Raw genomic sequence first — 17,421 nt, forward strand, 5'->3', positions numbered from 1 at the left:
CCGCGCCGGGACCGGTCCCGTCGCCGTGTGCCGGACACGGGGGCCGTGCTCCCCGTATCGTCACCGCCGGGCCGTCGGGCCCGGTCCCACGCCCTTTCCGGGCGCCGGAAGCGGGTCTGGCGCCTTGCCCGGCCATTAACTACACTAAATGAGTAGGTTTAGTGTAGTTAGTCGCCGTTCCGGTCGTATCCCGTCCCATCCCCCGAGGGCGCCCCCGCGCCCGGAGATCGAGGAGAACCATGAGCGAGACACCCACCACGCCCGCTTCCACGCCCGAACCGGCTCCCCCGCGCCCCCGGTGGCGGATCGGCGAGGACTGGGCGGCCACCGTCACCGGACTCGTGCTGCTCGGCCTGGCCCTGCTCGGAGTCATCCCGGCGGGACTGGTCCCCTGATGGCCACGCACACCCCCGGCCCCGGAGAGGACGCCTCCCGGGCCGACGGCGCCGGCGCGACCGGGACCGCGGACGGCACTGCGGTCGGCCCCGACGACACCGCCGGTACCCCTGAGGGCGGCGTGACCGGCGACGGCGGGGCCGACGCCCGGGAGGACGCGGATGCCCCGCGCGGACCCGGTGCACCGCTCTGGTCCGTCCTCGGCCTCCTCGTGGTCCTCGCCCTGGCCGCGGCCACCCGCTTCCTGGAGTCCTGGGTCCCCGCCGCCGCGGAGGGATCCCCGCTGGGCGGCTTCGCCGAGGCCGTCGAGTACCCCGTCTACGCGATCCTGCTCGGCCTGCTGGGCAACCTGGCGCTCTCCCTCCTGGGGGTGCGCGACCGGCTGGCCCCGGCGTTCAGGACCGAGTTCCTCATCAAGACCGGTCTGGTCCTGCTCGGCTCCACGGTCCTGTTCGACGTCATCGCCCAGGCCGCCGGACCCGCCGTCCTCCAGGCCCTGTTCCTGGTCACGTCGGTGTTCCTGTTCACCTGGTGGGTGGGCGGCAAGCTCGGCCTGGACGACCGGCTGCGGGCGCTGCTCGCCTCGTCGGTGTCCATCTGCGGGGTCAGCGCCGCCATCGCCGCGGCCGGAGCCGTGCAGGCGCGCAGGGAACAGCTCGCCTACACCGCGAGCCTGGTCATCCTGTTCGCCGTCCCCTCGATCTTCCTGCTGCCGTGGCTGGTCGGCGTGCTCGGACTGAGCACCGCCCAGGCCGGCGCGTGGATCGGCGGCAACATCGACACCACGGCGGCGGTCGCGGCCTCCGGGGCGATCGTCGGCGAGGAGGCCCTCCAGATCGCCTCCATCGTCAAGGCCACCCAGAACGTCCTGATGGGCGTCGTGGCGGTACTGCTGACCGCCTACTTCGCCTTCAGGGTCGCCCCCGCCGAGGGCGGCGGCGCGGTGGAGCGCCCCGGCCTGCGCACCCTGTGGGACCGGTTCCCCAAGTTCGTGCTGGGTTTCCTGGCCGCCTCGGTCGCCGCGACCCTGTGGTCCAACGGCCCGGCCGCCGACCCGCAGGCGGGCCTGGACACCGCCAGGGCCCTGCGCGACTGGTTCCTGATCGCGGCGTTCACCAGTATCGGCCTGGAGTTCAAGCTCGGCTCGCTGCGCGAGGCGGGCTGGCGGCCGATCGGCGTGTTCGGCCTCGCCACGGTGTTCAACCTGGCGGTCGGACTGCTGCTCGCGGTGCTGCTCTTCCGCGGCTTCGCCTTCTAGGGGCGTCCGGGCGGTCCCGACGGCCGTCCCGAGGAGGGGCGGGTCTCCGGTGGGGCCGCCCGGCGGCGGCCCCACCGGTCAGACGCCCAGGGGCGGCGACGGGGGGCCGTGGTAGATGTAGCCGACCTTGCGCACGGTCGCGATGAGGTCCCCGGCCCCGCCGAGCTTGCGGCGGAGCCGGTGGATGTGCACGTCGATGGTGCGCGAGTGCAGGTCCTTGCGGGTGCCCCACACGCGCTCCATCAGCTCGCGGCGGGCGATCGCGCGGCCGGGGGAGTCGGCGAGGCACTCCAGGAGCTCGTACTCCTGGTAGGTGAGCTCGATTTCCCGCCCGCCGGACCAGACCCGGCGGGCGTCGCGGTCGATCAGCAGGGTGGCACCCGGGACGGGGAGCGGTCTGGCGCGGGCGTGGGGCTCGTCCACCACCACCCCGTAGACCAGCATGTACTTGCCGCTCTCGGGCAGGGGCAGCACGCCGAGGAGCGAGTGGTCGGAGCCGGGCTCTTCGGGGGAGGTCGGGACGGGGCCGCCGACGGCGCCTCCCGGCCCCGCCTCCGGCCGGGGCAGGGCGGCCAGGGACGGTTCGCCGCGCAGCGGGGCCGCGCTCCGCAGGGGCACGGCACGGGTGTCGACGCTGGGGAGTGAGCTGTGTGCGCTGAGCATGCCACCATCATGCGCCGTATTCCCGTTAATTTCTACCGGATTAGTCGGTAATATGGTCCATGTGGTTCATGCCACGCGAAGGGCGGGACGAAACGGATTATTCCTACCAATCCGGTGGGATAGTGTCTGATTGGGTCGGTAATACCCCACAGGGGGCACTACCCGCCCGGGCCGACGGTGTTCGCGCCGACGCCGGGACCCCCGCGATCCTCCACCCCACGATCCCCTAAGGAGTGCACATGCGCACGACCTCAGCCGTCATCGGCGCCGCCGCCGTCACCCTGGCGCTCTCCGCCTGCGGCGCCCCCAGCGAGCAGGCCGCCGAGGCCGAGAACGGCGGCGGGGACGTCCTGACCGTGGGGGTCAGCCCCGTGCCGCACGGCGACATCCTCGCCTTCATCGACGAGAACCTCGCCGAGGAGGCCGGGCTGGACCTGGACATCGTGGAGATCTCGGACTACAACACCCCCAACGCGGCCCTGGTCGAGGGGGAGCTGGACGCCAACTACTTCCAGCACCGATCGTTCCTCGGCGAGTGGGTCGAGAACGGTCCCGACGCCGAGCTCACCTACATCACCGACGTCCACATCGAGCGCCTCGGCCTCTACTCCGAGAGCGTCGAGAGCGTCGAGGACCTGCCGGACGGCGCCGAGGTCGCGGTGCCCAACGACCCCGCCAACCTCGCCCGCGCGCTCGGCGTCCTGGAGGCCGAGGGCCTGATCACCGTCGACCCGGAGGCCGGCGAGTCCGCCACCGAGAACGACATCACGGACAACCCCCGGGACATCACCGTCACCCCGCTGGAGGCCGCCCAGCTGCCGCGCTCGATCTCCGACGTGGACGCGGCGATCGTCAACGGCAACTACGCCATCGAGGCGAACCTGCCCGAGGAGTCCAACGTCCTGGCCTGGGAGCCGGAGGGCGAGGACTACGTCGAGGCCTACGCCAACGGCCTGGTCGCCCTGGAGGAGAACGCCGAGGACGAGCGCGTCCAGCTGCTCGCGGAGCTGCTGCACGACGAGCGCGTCCTGGAGTTCGTCCAGGAGTCCTGGCAGGGCGTCGTCCTGGCGGTCGACGGCGACGGCAACGTCGTCGAGACCGGTGGGGCGGCCGACGAGGAGTAGTCGTCCGGCGGCCCGGCCGGCCGCCGCGCACCCTTCCCCGTTCCCCCGAGGGCGGTGGGGCCTCCCGGCTCCACCGCCCTTCGGCGTGTCCGGGGTCGGACGCGGGGTCGTCCGGGGCGCGCAAGCAGGCCGCCGGTCACGTTCAGGAAGAAGGGGCGGACCCATCGTGACCAGGGCTCTCCCGTGATGGAGAGGCACATGTGTGACCTGCATCACCATAGGGTAAGTTCCACAAAACCTACTCATTTAGTAGAGTTTTACACGACCGGCCCGACCCTTCCCGAACCCCCGAATGAGGACCCGAGATGAGCATGCGCACGTCTGTGCTTCCGACCGCCGCCGCAGTACTGGCACTGGGACTGGTCGCCACCGGGTGCGGGAGCGAGGGGGAAGGGAGCGGCGGGGACGGGGGCTCCGGAACCCTCACCCTGGGCTACTTCCCCAACATCACCCACGTCCCGGCCCTGGTCGGCGTGGAGAACGGGACCCTCGCCGAGGCCCTCGGCGATACCGCGCTGGAGACCCAGACCTTCAACGCGGGCCCCGACGCCATCAACGCCCTGTTCGCGGGCGAGGTCGACGCGACCTTCATCGGCCCCAACCCCGCCATCAACGGATGGGCGCAGTCGGAGGGCACCGCGCTGCACATCATCGCCGGGTCCACCTCCCGGGGCGCCGGACTCGTGGTCCGGCCCGGCATCGACAGCGTCGAGGACCTGCCCGGCACCACCCTCTCCACGCCGCAGCTGGGCAACACCCAGGACGTGGCGCTGCGCTGGTTCGCCCAGGAGCAGGGCTGGGAGGTCGACACCGAGGGCGGGGGCGAGCTGTCCGTCCTGCCCCAGGACAACGCCGAGATCATCGACAGCTTCGTCCTCGGCGAGATCGACGGCGCGTGGGTGCCCGAACCGCACCTCAGCCGCCTGGTCGACGAGGCGGACGGCGAACTGCTCGTGGACGAGACCGACCTGTGGCCGGAGACCGGCGGCGAGTTCGTCACCACGCACCTGATCGTCAGCGCCGAGTTCCTGGAGTCCGACCCCGAGGCGGTCGAGAACCTGCTGCGCGGCCACATCGAGACCGTCGACTGGATCAACGAGAACCCCGAGGACGCCCAGACGGCGGCCATCGCCCACCTGGAGGCCCTCACCGGCGGCGGGCTCTCCCCCGAGGTCGTCGCCTCCGCGTTCGAGAACGTGACCTTCACGGTCGACCCGATCGCCCCCTCCCTCCAGGGCGGCGCCGAGCACGCCGAGGCCGTCGGCCTCCTCGACCCGGTGGAGCTGGACGGCATCTACGCCCTGGACCCGCTCAACGGCCTCCTCGCCGAGGCGGGTCGCGACGAGGTCGCCGGGCTCGGCTGACGGACGGCGGAGGGCCTCCGCCCCGGGCCGGTATCCCACGGCCCGGGGCGGCGGCCCCTCGCCGGCGAGGGGCCGCGGGCCCACCGCGCGGTGGGCCCGTCCGGCTCAGAGGAGCTGGTGGACGCGGACGAGGTTGCCCGCGGGATCGCGGAAGGCGCAGTCGCGGACCCCGTAGTCCTGGTCGGCGGGTTCCTGGACGACGTCGGCGCCCGAGGCCCGGACGCGGGCGAAGAACCCTTCGAGGTCGTCCGTTGCGAGCGTGACGGAGGTGTAGACGCCCTTGGCGATGAGTTCCAGGACGGTGCGGCGCTCGTCCTCGGAGATGCCCGGATCGGTGGCGGGCGGGTGCAGCACGAGGGAGGTGCCGGGCTGCCCGGCCGGTCCGACGGTGATCCAGCGCATGTCCTCGTAGCCCACGTCGTTGCGGACCTCGAAGCCCAGCGCGTCGCGGTAGAAGCCCAGAGCGGCCTCGGGGTCGGTCTGCGGAAGGAAGGCCTGGTGGATGGTGACGTTCATGGGCGCCACGCTACGCAGGACCACCGGGGCGGGCTTCTCGATTCCTGACCGGCCTGTTCACACGCTTGGCCAGGCAGGGCGGGATCCCCGCCCCGTCCCGGGAGCGGTCGCGGCGGTAGACGCTCGGCGGCACGCCCACCAGTTCGGTGAACCTCGTGCTGAACGTGCCCAGGGAGGAGAAGCCCACCGCGAAGCAGACCTCGGTGACGCCGAGGTCCCCGCGCCGCAGCAGCGTCATCGCCCGTTCGATCCGCCGGGTCATCAGGTACGAGTACGGGGACTCGCCGTAGACGCGGCGGAACTCCCGGCTCAGGTGCCCGGCCGACATGTACGCCCCGCGTGCCAGCGCCTCGACGTTCAGCGGCTCGGCGAACTCGCGGTCGATCCGGTCGCGGACGCGGCGCATCGCGGCGATGTCGCGCAGGCGTTGCGCCTGCGCGCCTCCAGGTTCCATGTCTCCATCGTTCCACGCCGCGCCGACGTTCGGGCGGGTTCGGCCCGCAACCGGCCCGTGCGGGGACAGCGGGACCGGGGGTTCCGGCCTCAGCGCGGTACGTGTCGGGAGCGGGGCGGGCGCGGGTCGGGAATCGAGAAGCGGCGGGGTTGCGGGCACGATTGGCGTCGGAGGCGTCTCACACCGATTCCGACCAGGGGAGTGGCAGCGATGAGCGCGAACACGGGCACGACGGGCGGCGGGGCCGCGGAGGGCTTCTCGGAGGAGGAGCGCGCGGCCATGAAGGCGCGGGCCGCCGAACTCAGGAAGGAGGCGGAGCGCGGGCGGGGCGCCAAGGCCGCGGCCGGGGAGCTCGACGTCCTGGCGAAGATCGCGGAGATGGATCCCGCGGACCGCGCGGTGGCCGAGCGCGTCCACGCCATCGTCACCGCCAACGCCCCGGAGCTGACACCGAAGCTCTGGTACGGGCAGCCGGCCTACGCCAGGAAGGGGAAGGTCGTGTGCTTCTTCCGGAGCGGGCAGGCCGACAAGGAGCGCTACTCGACCTTCGGTTTCACCCCCGAGGCGAACCTCGACGACGGCGGCCTGTGGCCCACGTCCTTCGCCGTCACCGGTCTCGGCGGGGCGGCCCGGGAGGAGCTCGCCGCCCTCGTCCGCAGGGCCGTGGGCTGACCCGCCGCCCCAGCGGCCCGGCGGGCCGCCGGGGCATCCCGGGCCTCCGACACACCCGGGCGAGGCGTGGTGATCTGGATCACATTGTGCGGAGTGGCGCCGACCGTGCTGGCGTGGCGCGGGGGTGCGGCGGGTGTCCGGTGGCGCGCATCGCGACCGGTGCGCCGTTCTGACCTGGGTCTTCTCGGTGGGTGGGGTCATCCCTGGAGTGCGGTTCGGGGTGTTTGGGCTGGTCATTCGGGAAGCGGGGGACGATTCGCCTGCTTCCACAAAACCTACTTATTAAGTAGAGTTTTGCTCGTCCTCCGACGCAGCACGAAAAGGACCACTCCATGCGTGTGCCCTCCCTCCCCCTGAGAACCGCCCTGGCGGCCCTGGCCGTCGGCCTGGCCGCCACCGGGTGCGGGGCGGCCGGCGCCGAGGAGGCCGACGGGTCCTCGCTGACCCTCGGCTACTTCCCGAACATCACCCACGCCCCGGCCCTCGTGGGCGTCCAGGACGGGATCATCCCCGGGGCCCTCGGCGAGGGCGTCGCCTTCGACACCCGCATCTTCAACAGCGGCCCCGACGCCGTCAACGCCCTGTTCTCCGGCGAGGTCGACGCCGCCTACCTCGGCCCCAGCCCCGCCGTCAACGGGTGGGCGCAGTCCGAGGGCCAGGCGCTGCACGTCGTCGCCGGGGCCGCCACCAGGGGGACCGGGCTCGTCGTGCGCGAGGGCATCGACTCCCTGGACGACCTGCGCGGCACCACCCTGGCCACCCCGCAGCTGGGCGGCACCCAGGACGTGGCGCTGCGCTGGCTCGCCGAGGAGCAGGGCTGGGACGTCGACACCGCCGGGGGCGGAGACCTGTCGATCGTGCCCCAGGCCAACGCCGAGACCGTGGACGCCTTCGCCCTCGGCGAGATCGACGGCGCCTGGCTGCCCGAGCCCCACCTGAGCCGGGTGATCGCCGAGGACGACGCGCACCTGCTCATCGACGAGGCCGACCTGTGGCCGCAGACCGACGGCCGGTTCGTCACCACCCACCTCGCGGTCGGCGCCGAGTTCCTCGACCGCAACCCCGAGGTGGTCGAGGACCTGCTGCGCGGCCACATCGCCTCCGTCGACCTGCTCAACGAGGAGCCCGAACGGGCGCGGGCGGCGGCCGGGGACCATCTGGAGTCGCTCACCGGCGCGCGGCTCGACCCCGGCATCACCGCGTCGGCCTTCGACAACGTGGCCTTCACCGTCGACCCCGTCGCCCCCTCGCTGCTCGCCGGCGCCGACAGAGCCGAGGCCGTCGGACTGCTCGAACCCGTCGACCTGAACGGAATCTACGCCCTCGACCTGCTCAACGGTCTCCTCGCCGAGGACGGCCGCGAGCGGGTCGCCGGGTTGGAAGGGTAGAGGCCCATGACCACCGTCACAGAGACGCCCGCGCGCACCGCCGCCGTGGAGATCCAGGACATCTCCAAGGTCTTCGGACACGGCAAGGGCGCCGTGACCGCGATCGACGGGATGTCCGTCACCGTCGGCACCGGGGAGTTCCTCGCCATCGTGGGCGCGTCCGGCTGCGGGAAGAGCACCCTGCTCTCCCTCGTCGCCGGACTCGAACAGCCCACGACGGGCAGCGTGGACGCGGGCGGCCACAAGGTCGCGATGATGTTCCAGGAGGCCGCGCTGTTCCCGTGGCTGACCGTGGGCGCCAACATCGAGGTGCCCATGAAGGTCAACAAGGTGCCCCGGGCCGAGCGCAGGAAGCGCGTCGCCGAACTCCTGGACCTGGTGCGGCTCACCGGCTTCGACCGCAAGCGCCCCCACGAGCTGTCCGGCGGCATGCGCCAGCGCGTCGCCCTGGCCCGCGCGCTGGCCCAGGACGCGGACGTGCTGCTCATGGACGAGCCGTTCGGCGCGCTGGACGCCATGACCCGCGACATCCTCCACGACGAGCTGGAGCGGATCTGGCGCGAGAAGGAGCTGACCATCCTCTTCGTCACCCACAACGTGCGCGAGGCGGTGCGCCTGGGCGACCGGGTCGTGCTGCTGTCCAGCCGCCCCGGTCGGGTGATCGACGCCTTCCCGGTCGAGGGCGAGCGCCCCCGCCGGATCGACTCGGTGCAGATCGCCGAGCAGGCCGCCACCATCACCGACCGACTCCGCGAGGAGGTCTCGCGCCATGCCTGACACCGACGTGCGGGACGACCGGCGCCGCGTCCGCGGACTCGACGCACTCGAACTCCAGCCCCGGCGCGGTACGGGGGAGCGCAGTGCCGCCGAGACCGCCGGGAGGATCTGGGCAGCGACCTGGCCCAAGCTGGCCGCGGTGGCCCTGGTGCTGCTCGCCTGGCAGGCAGTCGTGTGGTCCGGGTGGCGGACCGAGTTCGTCTTCCCCGGACCGGACAGGGTGCTGCCGACCCTCTTCCGGGAGATCACCACACCCGAGTTCTGGGAGGCCGTCCAGGTCACCATGCGGCGGGCCCTGACCGGCTTCGCCCTGGCCCTGGTCGTGGGCGTGATCATCGGCATCGCGGTCTCGCAGTTCAAGCCGCTGCGGGTGGCGATCGGCTCGCTGATCACCGGGCTCCAGACGATGCCCTCCATCGTGTGGTTCCCGTTCGCGATGCTGCTGTACGGCATCAGCGAGTCGGCGATCATGTTCGTGATCGTGCTGGGCGCGGCCCCCTCCATCGCGGGCGGGCTGACCTCGGGCATCGACTACGTGTCCCCGTCGCTGCTGCGGGCCGGGCAGGTGATGGGCCTGCGGGGGGTGCAGCGGTACACGGTGCTGATCATCCCGGCGGCCCTGCCGATGTTCGTCACCGGCCTCAAGCAGGGCTGGGCCTTCGCCTGGCGCTCGCTGATGGCGGGCGAGCTGCTGGTGATCATCAACCAGCAGAACTCCATCGGGTGGGCGCTCAGCCAGGCGCGCCAGCTCAACGACGCCGAGCGGCTGCTCAGCTACATCATCATCGTGCTCGTCGTCGGCATCGTCATCGACGTGTTCTTCAACTGGGCCGACCGGGCCCTGCGCCGCCGCTGGGGCATCACCGGCTCCTGACCCGGCACGGGCCCGCGGGAAGGGACGGGGAGGACGTGCGCGGGGGCGCGCGTCCTCCCCGTTCTCGGTGTACAGGGCTGAACCGGGGTGTTAACCCAAGCAAAACCAACAAGAACAACAAGAAGCCAACAAAAAAGCCACACAAACCTGGTTTTTGACGGCTGGTGTGTGGTTGACTGCGTTGCGCCACTACCCCCGGCACGTCCCGGTCCCCGCTCGGCCGGCCCGTACCCCCTATGGTTTTTGGAGACGCACATGTCCATCTTCCGCAGAGGCAAGGCCCTGACCTCGTCGGTGCTCGCCGGCCTGCTCCTCACCTTCGGCCTCGCGCTCGCCGCCGCCTCACCGGCCTCCGCCGCGGGCACCTTCCGGCTCTGCAACGTCGGCTCCGGCTACTCCGCCCAGGCGACCTTCCCGGACCGCGGCGGCTTCTCCACCTACGTCGTCAACTCCGGCCAGTGCACCAGCGTGAGCACCAACGGCAACGAGGGCTACTACGTGACCATCAGGAACAGCGGCGGGCGCTTGAAGTCGACCGGGGGCTACCGCATCCCGAGCGGCAGGAGCGTGGACTTCTCCACCGGCGGCACCTTCGCCGCTCCGCAGTTCCACGCGCAGGTCTACTAGAGACCGCTCGTACCGGGGCCGGACCGCGCTGCGCGGTCCGGCCCCGTCGCCGTGCGGAAGGGCCATCGCGACGGGTCCCTGTCCCGGCGGCCTCAGGGCAGCAGACCGGCCAGGTATACCACGCCGGTGGCCGTGACGAGCGCGCCGAGCAGGAAGCGCAGCGGCTGCTCCCCCAGGCGGCGGGAGCACCCGATCCCCACCAGGGAGCCGAGCGCGCCGCCGAGCCCCAGCGCCAGGCCCACGCCCCAGTCGGGGGCGGCCGGGGCCGCGCCGAAACCGATCCGGTCGAACACCGCGTAGGCGGTCAGGCCCACCACGGACGTGGCCAGGGTGGTGGTCAGGGCCACCACGGCGGCCCGCGAGGTCAGCCACCCGGCCGCGCCGATGAGCAGCGGCGACAGCAGGGAGCCGCCGCCGATGCCCACCGCCGCGCCGAACAGCGCCGCGCCGCCCGCCGCGAGCGCGAGCAGGGCGCGGCCCCCGCGTGCGGGCCGCGCGCCCCCGGCCCCCGTCGGCGGGGGAGCGGAGGCCCGTGCCCGGCGGACCGCGAGGAGGCGCGCCCCCATGGCGAGCATGAGCACGGCGAGCAGGCCGCGGAAGAGCGCGGGATCGGACAGCCAGGTGACGCGCACGGCGGCGCCCGCCACCGCGCAGGGCACGGCGGCGGCCGTGGCCACGAGCATCTCCGTGCCGTGGCCGCGCGCCGACCGGGCCAGGCGGCTCAGGCCCAGCGGCGTGGCCACCACGTTGTAGAGCAGGTTGGTGGCACTGACCGCGGGTCCGTGCATCCCCAGGGCGCTGAGCTGCACGGGAAGCAGGAGGACGGCCCCCGAGATCCCCACGGGGGCCGTCACGGCCGCGACGGCGAATCCGGCCATGACGGCGACGAGGATCTCCATGCGGATAACTCTACTAAACAAGTGGGTTTTAGGGGGATTGTGGGTGCTCCACCGCGGATGCCCGGTGGCGGCGGTGTCCCCGTCCCCGGGCCCCGGGTCCCCGCCCCGGCGGTCCCGCTCCCGCGCCGTTTCCGAGCGCTACACGGGTTCCACCGGCCGGGACGCGCGCTCGTCGTAGGCCGCGCGCGCCGAGGCGATCTCGTCCATGTGCTCCTCCGACCACAGGCGGATCGACCCCATCAGCGCCTCCACCTCGGCTCCGAGCGCGGTCAGGCTGTACTCCACGCGCGGCGGGGTCGTCGGGTACACCCGGCGGTCGACCAGCCCCGCCCGCTCCATCTCGCGCAGGGTCTGGGTCAGCATCTTCTGCGTGATGCCGTCCAGGCGGCGGCGCAGCTCGCCGAAGCGCGCGGGGCCCTGGGAGAGCACCCCCACCACCAGGCACAGCCACTTGTTGGACAGCAGGGAGAGGACGTTGCGGGACGCGCAGTTCCGCAGGTAGACATCCGCGCCGCCGAGTTCTCGCAAGTCAGGAGTGGTATACACCAGGTACCTACAGATGGGGAAAGTGCCTTCTATACAAGGGGTACCTTAGCCGGGAAGCTGGGCGCATGACAGAGCACATGCGCACCGTCCAGCAGAAGTCCGTCGGCGGCCCCGAGGTCCTGGAGGTCGTCGAGGCCCCCGTGCCCGAGCCCGCGCCCACCCACATCCGGGTGCGGGTGCACGCGGCCGGCGTCAACCCGACCGACTGGAAGATGCGGACCACCGGCTACTGGTACACGCCCCCCTTCGGCCAGGGCTGGGACGTCTCCGGGGTCGTCACCGCCGTCTCCCCGGGGGTCACCCGCTTCGCCGTCGGCGACGAGGTCTACGGGATGCCGAACTTCCCCGACACCCCCGGCGCCTACGCCGACCAGATCACCGGCCCCGCGCGGCACTTCGCCCCCAAGCCCGCGGGACTCGACCACGTCCACGCCGCCGCACTCCCGCTCGCCGCGCTCACCGCCTGGCAGGCACTGGTGGACACCGCGGACGTCGGAGCAGGACAGCGCGTCCTCGTCCACGCCGCGGCGGGGGGCGTGGGCCACCTGGCCGTCCAGATCGCGAGGGCCCGGGGAGCCCACGTGATCGGTACCGCCAGCGCCGCCAAGCACGACCTCCTCCTGGGCCTGGGGGCGAACGAGGTGGTCGACTACGCGGCCGAGGACTTCGCCGAGGCCGTAGGCGACGTGGACGTGGTGCTCGACGCCATCGGCGGCGACTACCTGGAGCGGTCGCTGCGCACCCTGCGGCCCGGCGGGCTGTACATCGGCCTGGCCAACCCCTTCGACACCGAGGGGGTCGCCCTGGCCGCGGAGAAGGCGGGCGCGGGTGTCCGCGGCGTGACCCTGATGGTCGAACCCGACCACAAGGGCCTGGAGGCGGTCACCGCGCTCGTGGAGGAGGGGCGGTTGAAGCCGCTGGTCGCCGCGACCTTCCCCCTGGAGGAGGCCGCCGAGGCGCACGAGCTGGGGGAGACGGGCCGCACCACCGGAAAGATCGTGCTGACCCTGACCTGACCCGGCCACGGGGCGACGCCGGACGCGGGCACGCGGAGAGGGGCCTGGCCCGGCCCCTCCCGGTCGCGGCCGGTTCCCGCTCCGGGGACCTGCGGGGTCCCGAGCGGACCGGGGCACGCATCCCCGGTGCCCGGGGCGGGCCCGCCGTACGCGAACCGGCTGCGGGCGCCCGCGGGCCCCGCACGCCGTCCGGCGGTGCGGGGCCCGGACGCCTCAGGCGTGGACGAGCGGGGTGTCCACCAGGTGCTCGGCCACGAACCAGGCCTGCAGCTCGTTGACGCGGATCACCTCCGAGACCAGCAGGTCGTTCGTCCCGTCGTCGCCCATCTCCTGGGTGCGCGCGGCGGCGTCGTGGCAGTCCTCCAGGATGGTCTCGTGCGCCTCCAGGAGGCGGGAGAGCATCGCGGGCACCTCCTCGACGCCGTTCGGCGGACGCGGGACGTTGGTGATCTCGGCGACGTGCCGAGGGTCCCCGACCGCCACGCCGCCCAGGGTCTGGACGCGCTCGGCGATGGTGTCGATCAGCTCGGTCTGCTCGTCGGCGTGCTTGTCCATCAGCAGGTGGAGCTGGTAGAACGTCTGCCCGCGCATCAGCCAGTGGTGCTTCTTGTACAGGTCGTGCAGGATGCGGGTGTCGCACAGCACCTGGTTCAGCCGCTGGCACGAGTACATCCGCGCGTCGTAGGAGAGGCCGACCGGAAGCTGGCGAACCGTGCCGAACTCCTGGATCTCCTTGCCCTTCTGGTGCAGCCACGGCTGGCTGCTCCTGGGCTTGGGCGTCGTTCCGGCCTTGCGGTCTGCGGTCGTCACTCTGGTCCCCCTCCAGTCGGTGTGACTCGTCTCGCGACTGGAGCGCACACGGTGGTGCGCTCCGTGTGTCAGTCTCGGTTACCCACCGGTGCCGGGCGGCTAACGTCCAGCCAACCGGGAGTAAGTTTTCTGTGCTTTCGCCGCTTCCGGTGCGGCCCGGAAGGGGCCGCCCGCCGCTACCTCCCCGTACGCACGGGCAGGGCGAACAGGCCGTGCATGATCATGCTCGGCCACCACCGCAGCTCGGACTCGTCCACCGCGAGGCGGAGCCCGGGGAACCGGTCGAGCAGGGCGCCGACCGCCACACGGGCCTCCATCCGTGCCAGCTGCGCCCCGACGCAGAAGTGCGCCCCGTGCCCGAACGCCAGGTGCGCGTCCCCGCGCCCGGGCCGGAACCCGTCGGCGTCGTCGTAGCGCCCGGGGTCCCGGCCCGCGGACAGCAGGGAGACCAGGACCGGTTCGCCCGCCTCCAGCGCGACCCCGCCCACGGTGGTCGGCTTCCGAGGGAACCGCCAGGTCGCGTTCTGCAGGGGGCTCTCCAGGCGCAGCGTCTCCTCGACGGCCGGGCCGAGGAGCGCCCGGTCCGCGCACAGGCGCTCCCAGCGCTCCGGGCGGCGCAGCAGGGTGAAGAGCATGTTCCCGATCAGCGCCACCGTGGTCTCGTGCCCGGCGACCAGCAGCAGGAACGCCGTGGACGTCACCTCGTCGCGGCTCAGCTCCCCGGAGCGGTGCGCCTCGACCAGGTCGCCCAGCAGGTCGTCGGAGGGTTCGGCCAGGCGGGCTTCCACCAGTTCCCCCAGGTAGCGGTCGAACCAGTCGGTGGTCGCGGCGATGGCCTCCATCTCCTCGTAGGACGAGGAGTCGATGACCGCGGCCCGCCGGTGGAACTCGGGCCGGTCCGCCCCGGGAACGCCGAGGATGTCGCAGATGATGGCGATGGGCAGCGGATAGGCCAGGTCCCGGACCAGGTCCGGCCGGTCGGAGGCCGCGATGCGGTCCACCAGGTCCGCGGTGACGCGTTCGGCGCTCTCCTTCAGGGCTCTGACCCGGCGCGGGGTGAACGCCCCTCCCGCGACCCGGCGCAGCCGCGTGTGGTCGGGCGCGTCCACGTTGACCATGCTGCGCACCAGGCTGGGCCGGTGGTCGTAGGGGAGACCGAGGCCGGCCGCGCGCCAGGCGGCGTCGCCCGCCGCGGGGTCCTTGAGCATGTCGGGGTCGGCGAGGACCCGCCGCGCGTCGGCGTGGCGGGTCACCAGCCAGGCCCACGCCCCGCCGGGCAGGTCCACGCGGTGCACGGGGGAGTGCTCCCGCAGCCAGCGGTAGGCGGGGTGGGGGTCGGCCTCGAACTCGGGACCGTGCAGCTGCGGTGGGGAAACGGACATGGCGTGCCTCTCGTACCGGGGGGTGCTCCGGGTGCTTCCTACCCCCCGCGCCCCACGGGCCTACGCCGGAGGGCCCCGGCCGGTGGCCGTTTCCGGCCACGCGCCGCGCACGCGCCGCCGGGGCTCCCCGGCCGCTCCGCGCGCACGGCCGGTGCGGGCCGGGGCCTTCGCCGGGCGTGCCCGGACCGCCCCGGTGCGGGCCGGGTGCGCGGCTGCGGCCCGCACCCGGTCCGTGGGGCCCCGCCGTCGGGGGCACGGGAACCCGCGCCCCGGGCCGGTCCCGCCGCCGACCGCGACACCGGACGGCTGCTGCCACGGGCGCCCGCACCCACGGGCCGGTCCGCCCTGCGTCAGGGCGCGATGGCGCAGGCGGTCTCCAGCACGAAGCGCGGCCAGGGCCGGTGCGGGTCGTGCCCGGTCAGCTCCCGTACCCGGCGCAGCCGGTAGCGCAGGGTCTGGGGGTGGACGTGCAGGACCTGCGCCGCGGTGGTCGCCGCCCCCTCCCGGAAATAGGCGCGCAGCGTCTCCAGCAGGTGGGCGCCGCCCGCCGACAGGAGCGGGCCGAGCACGGCGCGGCGGACCGCGGACGGGGTGACCGGGCCGCCGTTCAGGAGGGCCAGCACGCACGCGTCGGAGTCACGCAGCAGCCCCTCGGGGCCGAACGCGTGCGGGGGCGCGGTCTCCAGCGCGTCGTCGGCCAACCGGTAGGCGGCGGACATGTCGGCGAGGGCGCGCGGTGCCAGGACGCACCCCCGCCAGGGGTGCGCGCCGAGCACGGCGGCCACCCTGCCGGCGTCGGCGGGGGAGGCCAGCAGCACCACCCGGCCCGCGCGCGTGGTGAGCAGCGGGTCCGCGCCGACCGGTTCGACCAGGCCGAGCAGCGCCATCCCCGCCGACACGGCGTCCCCCTGCGGGGCGCCGACGGGGGGAGACCCCTCCGGCTGCGCCACCACCAGGACCGCGGGGTCGGGCGGGGCGATGCCCAGGGTCCTCGCCCGGTCGCGGATCGCCCCCTGCGAGGCCTGCCGTCCGATGAGGAGGTCGTCCAGGAACGCCCGCCGGGCCCTCTCCAGGTCGGCGTCCAGCCGGTGGGCGGTCTCGGCGTGGCCCTCCGCCAGGCTCTCCGAGATCTGGTCGATCGAGGTCAGCCAGAGTTCGCCCAGAGCGAACACGTCCGCCGCGTCGAGCCCGTCGGCCCCGTGCTCGGAGACGGCGCGCACCGCCGCCACCGATCCGACCCGGTGCGCCCGGACGACGGCGCCGATCGAACGCCCGTCCGCGGCCCGGGAGCGCCCGATGCCCCGCAGCCGCTCCACGTCGTCCGGGGGCAGCCGGGTCTCCCCGGCCACCCACAGCTCCATCGACCGGGACACCAGCCACCCGGTGATCGCGCGCACCTCCTCCAGCTGCGACCCGTGCAGCGCGCGGTAGGCCGGGACCTCGGCGTACACCTCGGCGACGATCCGCTCCACCAGCCCCGCGCGCTCCCGCGCCATTCCGGCGCTGACACGGGCGCGCTGTTCGTGCCCCACCGGCCCACCTCCCGTCCCGGGCCGGCAGCCTACCGGGGGGCCGCGCGCGGCGACACGCCGGGCGCGGCGGTCCGGGCCGGAGCCGCCTTCGGCCCTGGGCAACGGTAAAAAGCCCGCACACGAGCGGCGCAGCTTCGGTCCGCCACCCGTGTTGACATGGCAGTATGCGACTGCGGCACGGGGAATGCCGTGCACTGTACGACAGCAGGGCCGTTCAGGGCCGACGGGGGATGAAAAAAGATGACGGTTCCGGGCATCACACTGGCCAATGGTGTGCGCATTCCACAGCTGGGCTACGGGGTGTGGCAGGTGCCCGACGACGAGGTGGAACAGGCGGTCTCCACCGCGCTGGAGGCGGGTTACCGCAGCATCGACACTGCGGCCGCCTACGGCAACGAACGCGGGGTCGGCGAGGCCCTGCGCAGATCGGGACTGGACCGCGACGACCTCTTCGTGACCACCAAGCTCGCCAACCCGGACCAGGGCTACGACACCACGCTGCGGGCCTTCGACGCCAGCGCCGACCGCCTGGGCATGGAGACCGTCGACCTGTACCTGGTCCACTGGCCGCTGCCCCGGCGCAACCTCTACGTGCCGACCTGGAAGGCGCTGGAACGCCTCTACGCCGAGGGGCGGGTGCGGGCCATCGGGGTGTGCAACTTCCAGGTGCCGCACCTGGAGAGGGTCATGGAGGAGGGCGGGATCACGCCCATGGTCAACCAGGTCGAGCTGCACCCGCTGCTCACCCAGAAGGCCGTGCGCGACTTCGACGCCGAGCACAACATCGCCACCGAGGCGTGGAGCCCCCTGGGACACGGAAAGCTCCTCGACCACCCCGGTGTCACCGAGGTCGCCGAGGAGCACGAGCGCACCCCGGCCCAGGTGCTCCTGCGCTGGCACGTCCAGCTGGGCAACGTGGTCATCCCGAAGTCGGTGACCCCCGAGCGCATCCGCTCCAACTTCGAGATCTTCGACTTCGAGCTCTCCGAGGAGGAAATGGACCGGATCAGCGGGCTCGACTCCGACACGAGGTTCGGCCCCGACCCCGACGAGTTCGACGGCGACTAGGCGCCAGCCCCGACCGGCCCCGGCCGGCGACGGCCTCCGACCGGCAGCGGCCGGA

19 protein-coding genes are annotated in these 17,421 nt (G+C 73.0%); 11 read left to right on the forward strand and 8 right to left on the reverse strand.

Features of this window, described 5'->3' with window-relative positions; all coding sequences use genetic code 11:
* The first annotated feature begins 239 nt into the window (after window positions 1-239).
* Window positions 240-395 (forward strand): hypothetical protein, encoded by a 156-nt coding sequence (locus tag ACFQBR_RS16465; protein ID WP_267945437.1) that lies wholly within the window; start codon window positions 240-242, stop codon window positions 393-395.
* On the forward strand, window positions 395-1,654 hold the full coding sequence (locus tag ACFQBR_RS16470; RefSeq protein WP_344181872.1) for a YeiH family protein: 1,260 nt from the start codon (window positions 395-397) through the stop codon (window positions 1,652-1,654). The genes ACFQBR_RS16465 and ACFQBR_RS16470 overlap by 1 nt, the downstream gene beginning before the upstream one ends.
* A 78-nt stretch (window positions 1,655-1,732) precedes the next feature.
* Here ACFQBR_RS16470 and ACFQBR_RS16475 read toward each other — a convergent pair whose 3' ends face one another.
* On the reverse strand, window positions 1,733-2,317 hold the full coding sequence (locus tag ACFQBR_RS16475) for a winged helix-turn-helix domain-containing protein (protein WP_344181874.1): 585 nt from the start codon (window positions 2,315-2,317) through the stop codon (window positions 1,733-1,735).
* A gap of 239 nt (window positions 2,318-2,556) precedes the next feature.
* Here ACFQBR_RS16475 and ACFQBR_RS16480 point away from each other — a divergent pair, with 239 nt between their 5' ends.
* Together ACFQBR_RS16480 and ACFQBR_RS16485 are read left to right on the forward strand one after the other, a co-directional pair.
* Window positions 2,557-3,441, forward strand: a complete 885-nt coding sequence (locus tag ACFQBR_RS16480; RefSeq protein ID WP_267945434.1) for a MetQ/NlpA family ABC transporter substrate-binding protein — start codon at window positions 2,557-2,559, stop codon at window positions 3,439-3,441.
* A gap of 305 nt (window positions 3,442-3,746) precedes the next feature.
* The gene (locus ACFQBR_RS16485; protein WP_344181875.1) at window positions 3,747-4,805 is read left to right on the forward strand and encodes an ABC transporter substrate-binding protein; all 1,059 of its coding nucleotides are present in this window, start codon (window positions 3,747-3,749) and stop codon (window positions 4,803-4,805) included.
* 105 nt (window positions 4,806-4,910) lie between these two features.
* Here ACFQBR_RS16485 and ACFQBR_RS16490 read toward each other — a convergent pair whose 3' ends face one another.
* On the reverse strand, window positions 4,911-5,321 hold the full coding sequence (locus tag ACFQBR_RS16490) for a VOC family protein (RefSeq protein ID WP_267945432.1): 411 nt from the start codon (window positions 5,319-5,321) through the stop codon (window positions 4,911-4,913).
* Between the two features lie 10 nt (window positions 5,322-5,331).
* The gene (locus tag ACFQBR_RS16495) at window positions 5,332-5,775 is read right to left on the reverse strand and encodes a helix-turn-helix transcriptional regulator (protein ID WP_267945431.1); all 444 of its coding nucleotides are present in this window, start codon (window positions 5,773-5,775) and stop codon (window positions 5,332-5,334) included.
* 210 nt (window positions 5,776-5,985) lie between these two features.
* On the opposite strand from ACFQBR_RS16495, the gene ACFQBR_RS16500 reads away from it, so the two are divergent.
* The 5 genes from ACFQBR_RS16500 (at window position 5,986) to ACFQBR_RS16520 (ending at window position 10,113) form a co-directional block, all read left to right on the forward strand.
* Window positions 5,986-6,447, forward strand: coding sequence for a DUF1801 domain-containing protein (locus ACFQBR_RS16500; protein WP_344181876.1), 462 nt, complete (start codon window positions 5,986-5,988; stop codon window positions 6,445-6,447).
* A gap of 332 nt (window positions 6,448-6,779) precedes the next feature.
* Complete coding sequence (locus ACFQBR_RS16505) at window positions 6,780-7,835, forward strand: ABC transporter substrate-binding protein (protein ID WP_344181878.1); 1,056 nt, start codon at window positions 6,780-6,782, stop codon at window positions 7,833-7,835.
* Window positions 7,836-7,841: 6 nt separating this feature from the next.
* On the forward strand, window positions 7,842-8,612 hold the full coding sequence (locus ACFQBR_RS16510; protein ID WP_267945428.1) for an ABC transporter ATP-binding protein: 771 nt from the start codon (window positions 7,842-7,844) through the stop codon (window positions 8,610-8,612).
* On the forward strand, window positions 8,605-9,486 hold the full coding sequence (locus ACFQBR_RS16515) for an ABC transporter permease (protein ID WP_267945427.1): 882 nt from the start codon (window positions 8,605-8,607) through the stop codon (window positions 9,484-9,486). The genes ACFQBR_RS16510 and ACFQBR_RS16515 overlap by 8 nt, the downstream gene beginning before the upstream one ends.
* A 255-nt stretch (window positions 9,487-9,741) precedes the next feature.
* The gene (locus tag ACFQBR_RS16520) at window positions 9,742-10,113 is read left to right on the forward strand and encodes a hypothetical protein (protein ID WP_267945426.1); all 372 of its coding nucleotides are present in this window, start codon (window positions 9,742-9,744) and stop codon (window positions 10,111-10,113) included.
* A 92-nt stretch (window positions 10,114-10,205) separates the two neighbouring features.
* Here the strand turns inward: ACFQBR_RS16520 and ACFQBR_RS16525 are convergent, their stop codons facing one another.
* Both ACFQBR_RS16525 and ACFQBR_RS16530 read right to left on the reverse strand, forming a co-directional pair.
* Complete coding sequence (locus ACFQBR_RS16525) at window positions 10,206-11,012, reverse strand: TSUP family transporter (RefSeq protein ID WP_378553754.1); 807 nt, start codon at window positions 11,010-11,012, stop codon at window positions 10,206-10,208.
* Window positions 11,013-11,150: 138 nt separating this feature from the next.
* Window positions 11,151-11,540 (reverse strand): winged helix-turn-helix transcriptional regulator, encoded by a 390-nt coding sequence (locus ACFQBR_RS16530; RefSeq protein ID WP_344181885.1) that lies wholly within the window; start codon window positions 11,538-11,540, stop codon window positions 11,151-11,153.
* Between the two features lie 83 nt (window positions 11,541-11,623).
* On the opposite strand from ACFQBR_RS16530, the gene ACFQBR_RS16535 reads away from it, so the two are divergent.
* A complete protein-coding gene (locus ACFQBR_RS16535; protein ID WP_344181887.1) occupies window positions 11,624-12,574 on the forward strand; it encodes an NADP-dependent oxidoreductase in 951 nt (316 codons plus the stop codon).
* Between the two features lie 213 nt (window positions 12,575-12,787).
* On the opposite strand, the gene ACFQBR_RS16540 is transcribed toward ACFQBR_RS16535, so the two are convergent.
* The 3 genes from ACFQBR_RS16540 to ACFQBR_RS16550 form a co-directional block, all read right to left on the reverse strand.
* Window positions 12,788-13,384 carry a Dps family protein gene (locus tag ACFQBR_RS16540; protein ID WP_267945422.1) on the reverse strand — a complete coding sequence of 199 codons (597 nt, stop codon included), beginning with the start codon at window positions 13,382-13,384 and terminating at the stop codon, window positions 12,788-12,790.
* Between the two features lie 176 nt (window positions 13,385-13,560).
* On the reverse strand, window positions 13,561-14,766 hold the full coding sequence (locus tag ACFQBR_RS16545) for a cytochrome P450 family protein (protein WP_344181889.1): 1,206 nt from the start codon (window positions 14,764-14,766) through the stop codon (window positions 13,561-13,563).
* Window positions 14,767-15,116: 350 nt separating this feature from the next.
* Entirely contained in the window at window positions 15,117-16,298 is a 1,182-nt protein-coding gene (locus ACFQBR_RS16550) for a PucR family transcriptional regulator (protein WP_344185131.1), read from the reverse strand.
* Between the two features lie 240 nt (window positions 16,299-16,538).
* Between ACFQBR_RS16550 and ACFQBR_RS16555 the strand changes: the two genes are divergently transcribed.
* Window positions 16,539-17,366 carry an aldo/keto reductase gene (locus ACFQBR_RS16555; RefSeq protein ID WP_344185132.1) on the forward strand — a complete coding sequence of 276 codons (828 nt, stop codon included), beginning with the start codon at window positions 16,539-16,541 and terminating at the stop codon, window positions 17,364-17,366.
* Window positions 17,367-17,421 lie beyond the last annotated feature (55 nt).

This window comes from Nocardiopsis tropica (assembly GCF_042660575.1).
Taxonomy (GTDB): domain Bacteria; phylum Actinomycetota; class Actinomycetes; order Streptosporangiales; family Streptosporangiaceae; genus Nocardiopsis; species Nocardiopsis tropica.

Coding starts and splice junctions, on each gene's coding strand:
- ACFQBR_RS16465 (WP_267945437.1), top strand. CDS start 240: ATGAGCGAGACACCCACCACGCCCGCTTCCACGCCCGAACCGGCTCCC.
- ACFQBR_RS16470 (WP_344181872.1), top strand. CDS start 395: ATGGCCACGCACACCCCCGGCCCCGGAGAGGACGCCTCCCGGGCCGAC.
- ACFQBR_RS16475 (WP_344181874.1), bottom strand. CDS start 2,317: ATGCTCAGCGCACACAGCTCACTCCCCAGCGTCGACACCCGTGCCGTG.
- ACFQBR_RS16480 (WP_267945434.1), top strand. CDS start 2,557: ATGCGCACGACCTCAGCCGTCATCGGCGCCGCCGCCGTCACCCTGGCG.
- ACFQBR_RS16485 (WP_344181875.1), top strand. CDS start 3,747: ATGAGCATGCGCACGTCTGTGCTTCCGACCGCCGCCGCAGTACTGGCA.
- ACFQBR_RS16490 (WP_267945432.1), bottom strand. CDS start 5,321: ATGAACGTCACCATCCACCAGGCCTTCCTTCCGCAGACCGACCCCGAG.
- ACFQBR_RS16495 (WP_267945431.1), bottom strand. CDS start 5,775: ATGGAACCTGGAGGCGCGCAGGCGCAACGCCTGCGCGACATCGCCGCG.
- ACFQBR_RS16500 (WP_344181876.1), top strand. CDS start 5,986: ATGAGCGCGAACACGGGCACGACGGGCGGCGGGGCCGCGGAGGGCTTC.
- ACFQBR_RS16505 (WP_344181878.1), top strand. CDS start 6,780: ATGCGTGTGCCCTCCCTCCCCCTGAGAACCGCCCTGGCGGCCCTGGCC.
- ACFQBR_RS16510 (WP_267945428.1), top strand. CDS start 7,842: ATGACCACCGTCACAGAGACGCCCGCGCGCACCGCCGCCGTGGAGATC.
- ACFQBR_RS16515 (WP_267945427.1), top strand. CDS start 8,605: ATGCCTGACACCGACGTGCGGGACGACCGGCGCCGCGTCCGCGGACTC.
- ACFQBR_RS16520 (WP_267945426.1), top strand. CDS start 9,742: ATGTCCATCTTCCGCAGAGGCAAGGCCCTGACCTCGTCGGTGCTCGCC.
- ACFQBR_RS16525 (WP_378553754.1), bottom strand. CDS start 11,012: ATGGAGATCCTCGTCGCCGTCATGGCCGGATTCGCCGTCGCGGCCGTG.
- ACFQBR_RS16535 (WP_344181887.1), top strand. CDS start 11,624: ATGACAGAGCACATGCGCACCGTCCAGCAGAAGTCCGTCGGCGGCCCC.
- ACFQBR_RS16545 (WP_344181889.1), bottom strand. CDS start 14,766: ATGTCCGTTTCCCCACCGCAGCTGCACGGTCCCGAGTTCGAGGCCGAC.
- ACFQBR_RS16555 (WP_344185132.1), top strand. CDS start 16,539: ATGACGGTTCCGGGCATCACACTGGCCAATGGTGTGCGCATTCCACAG.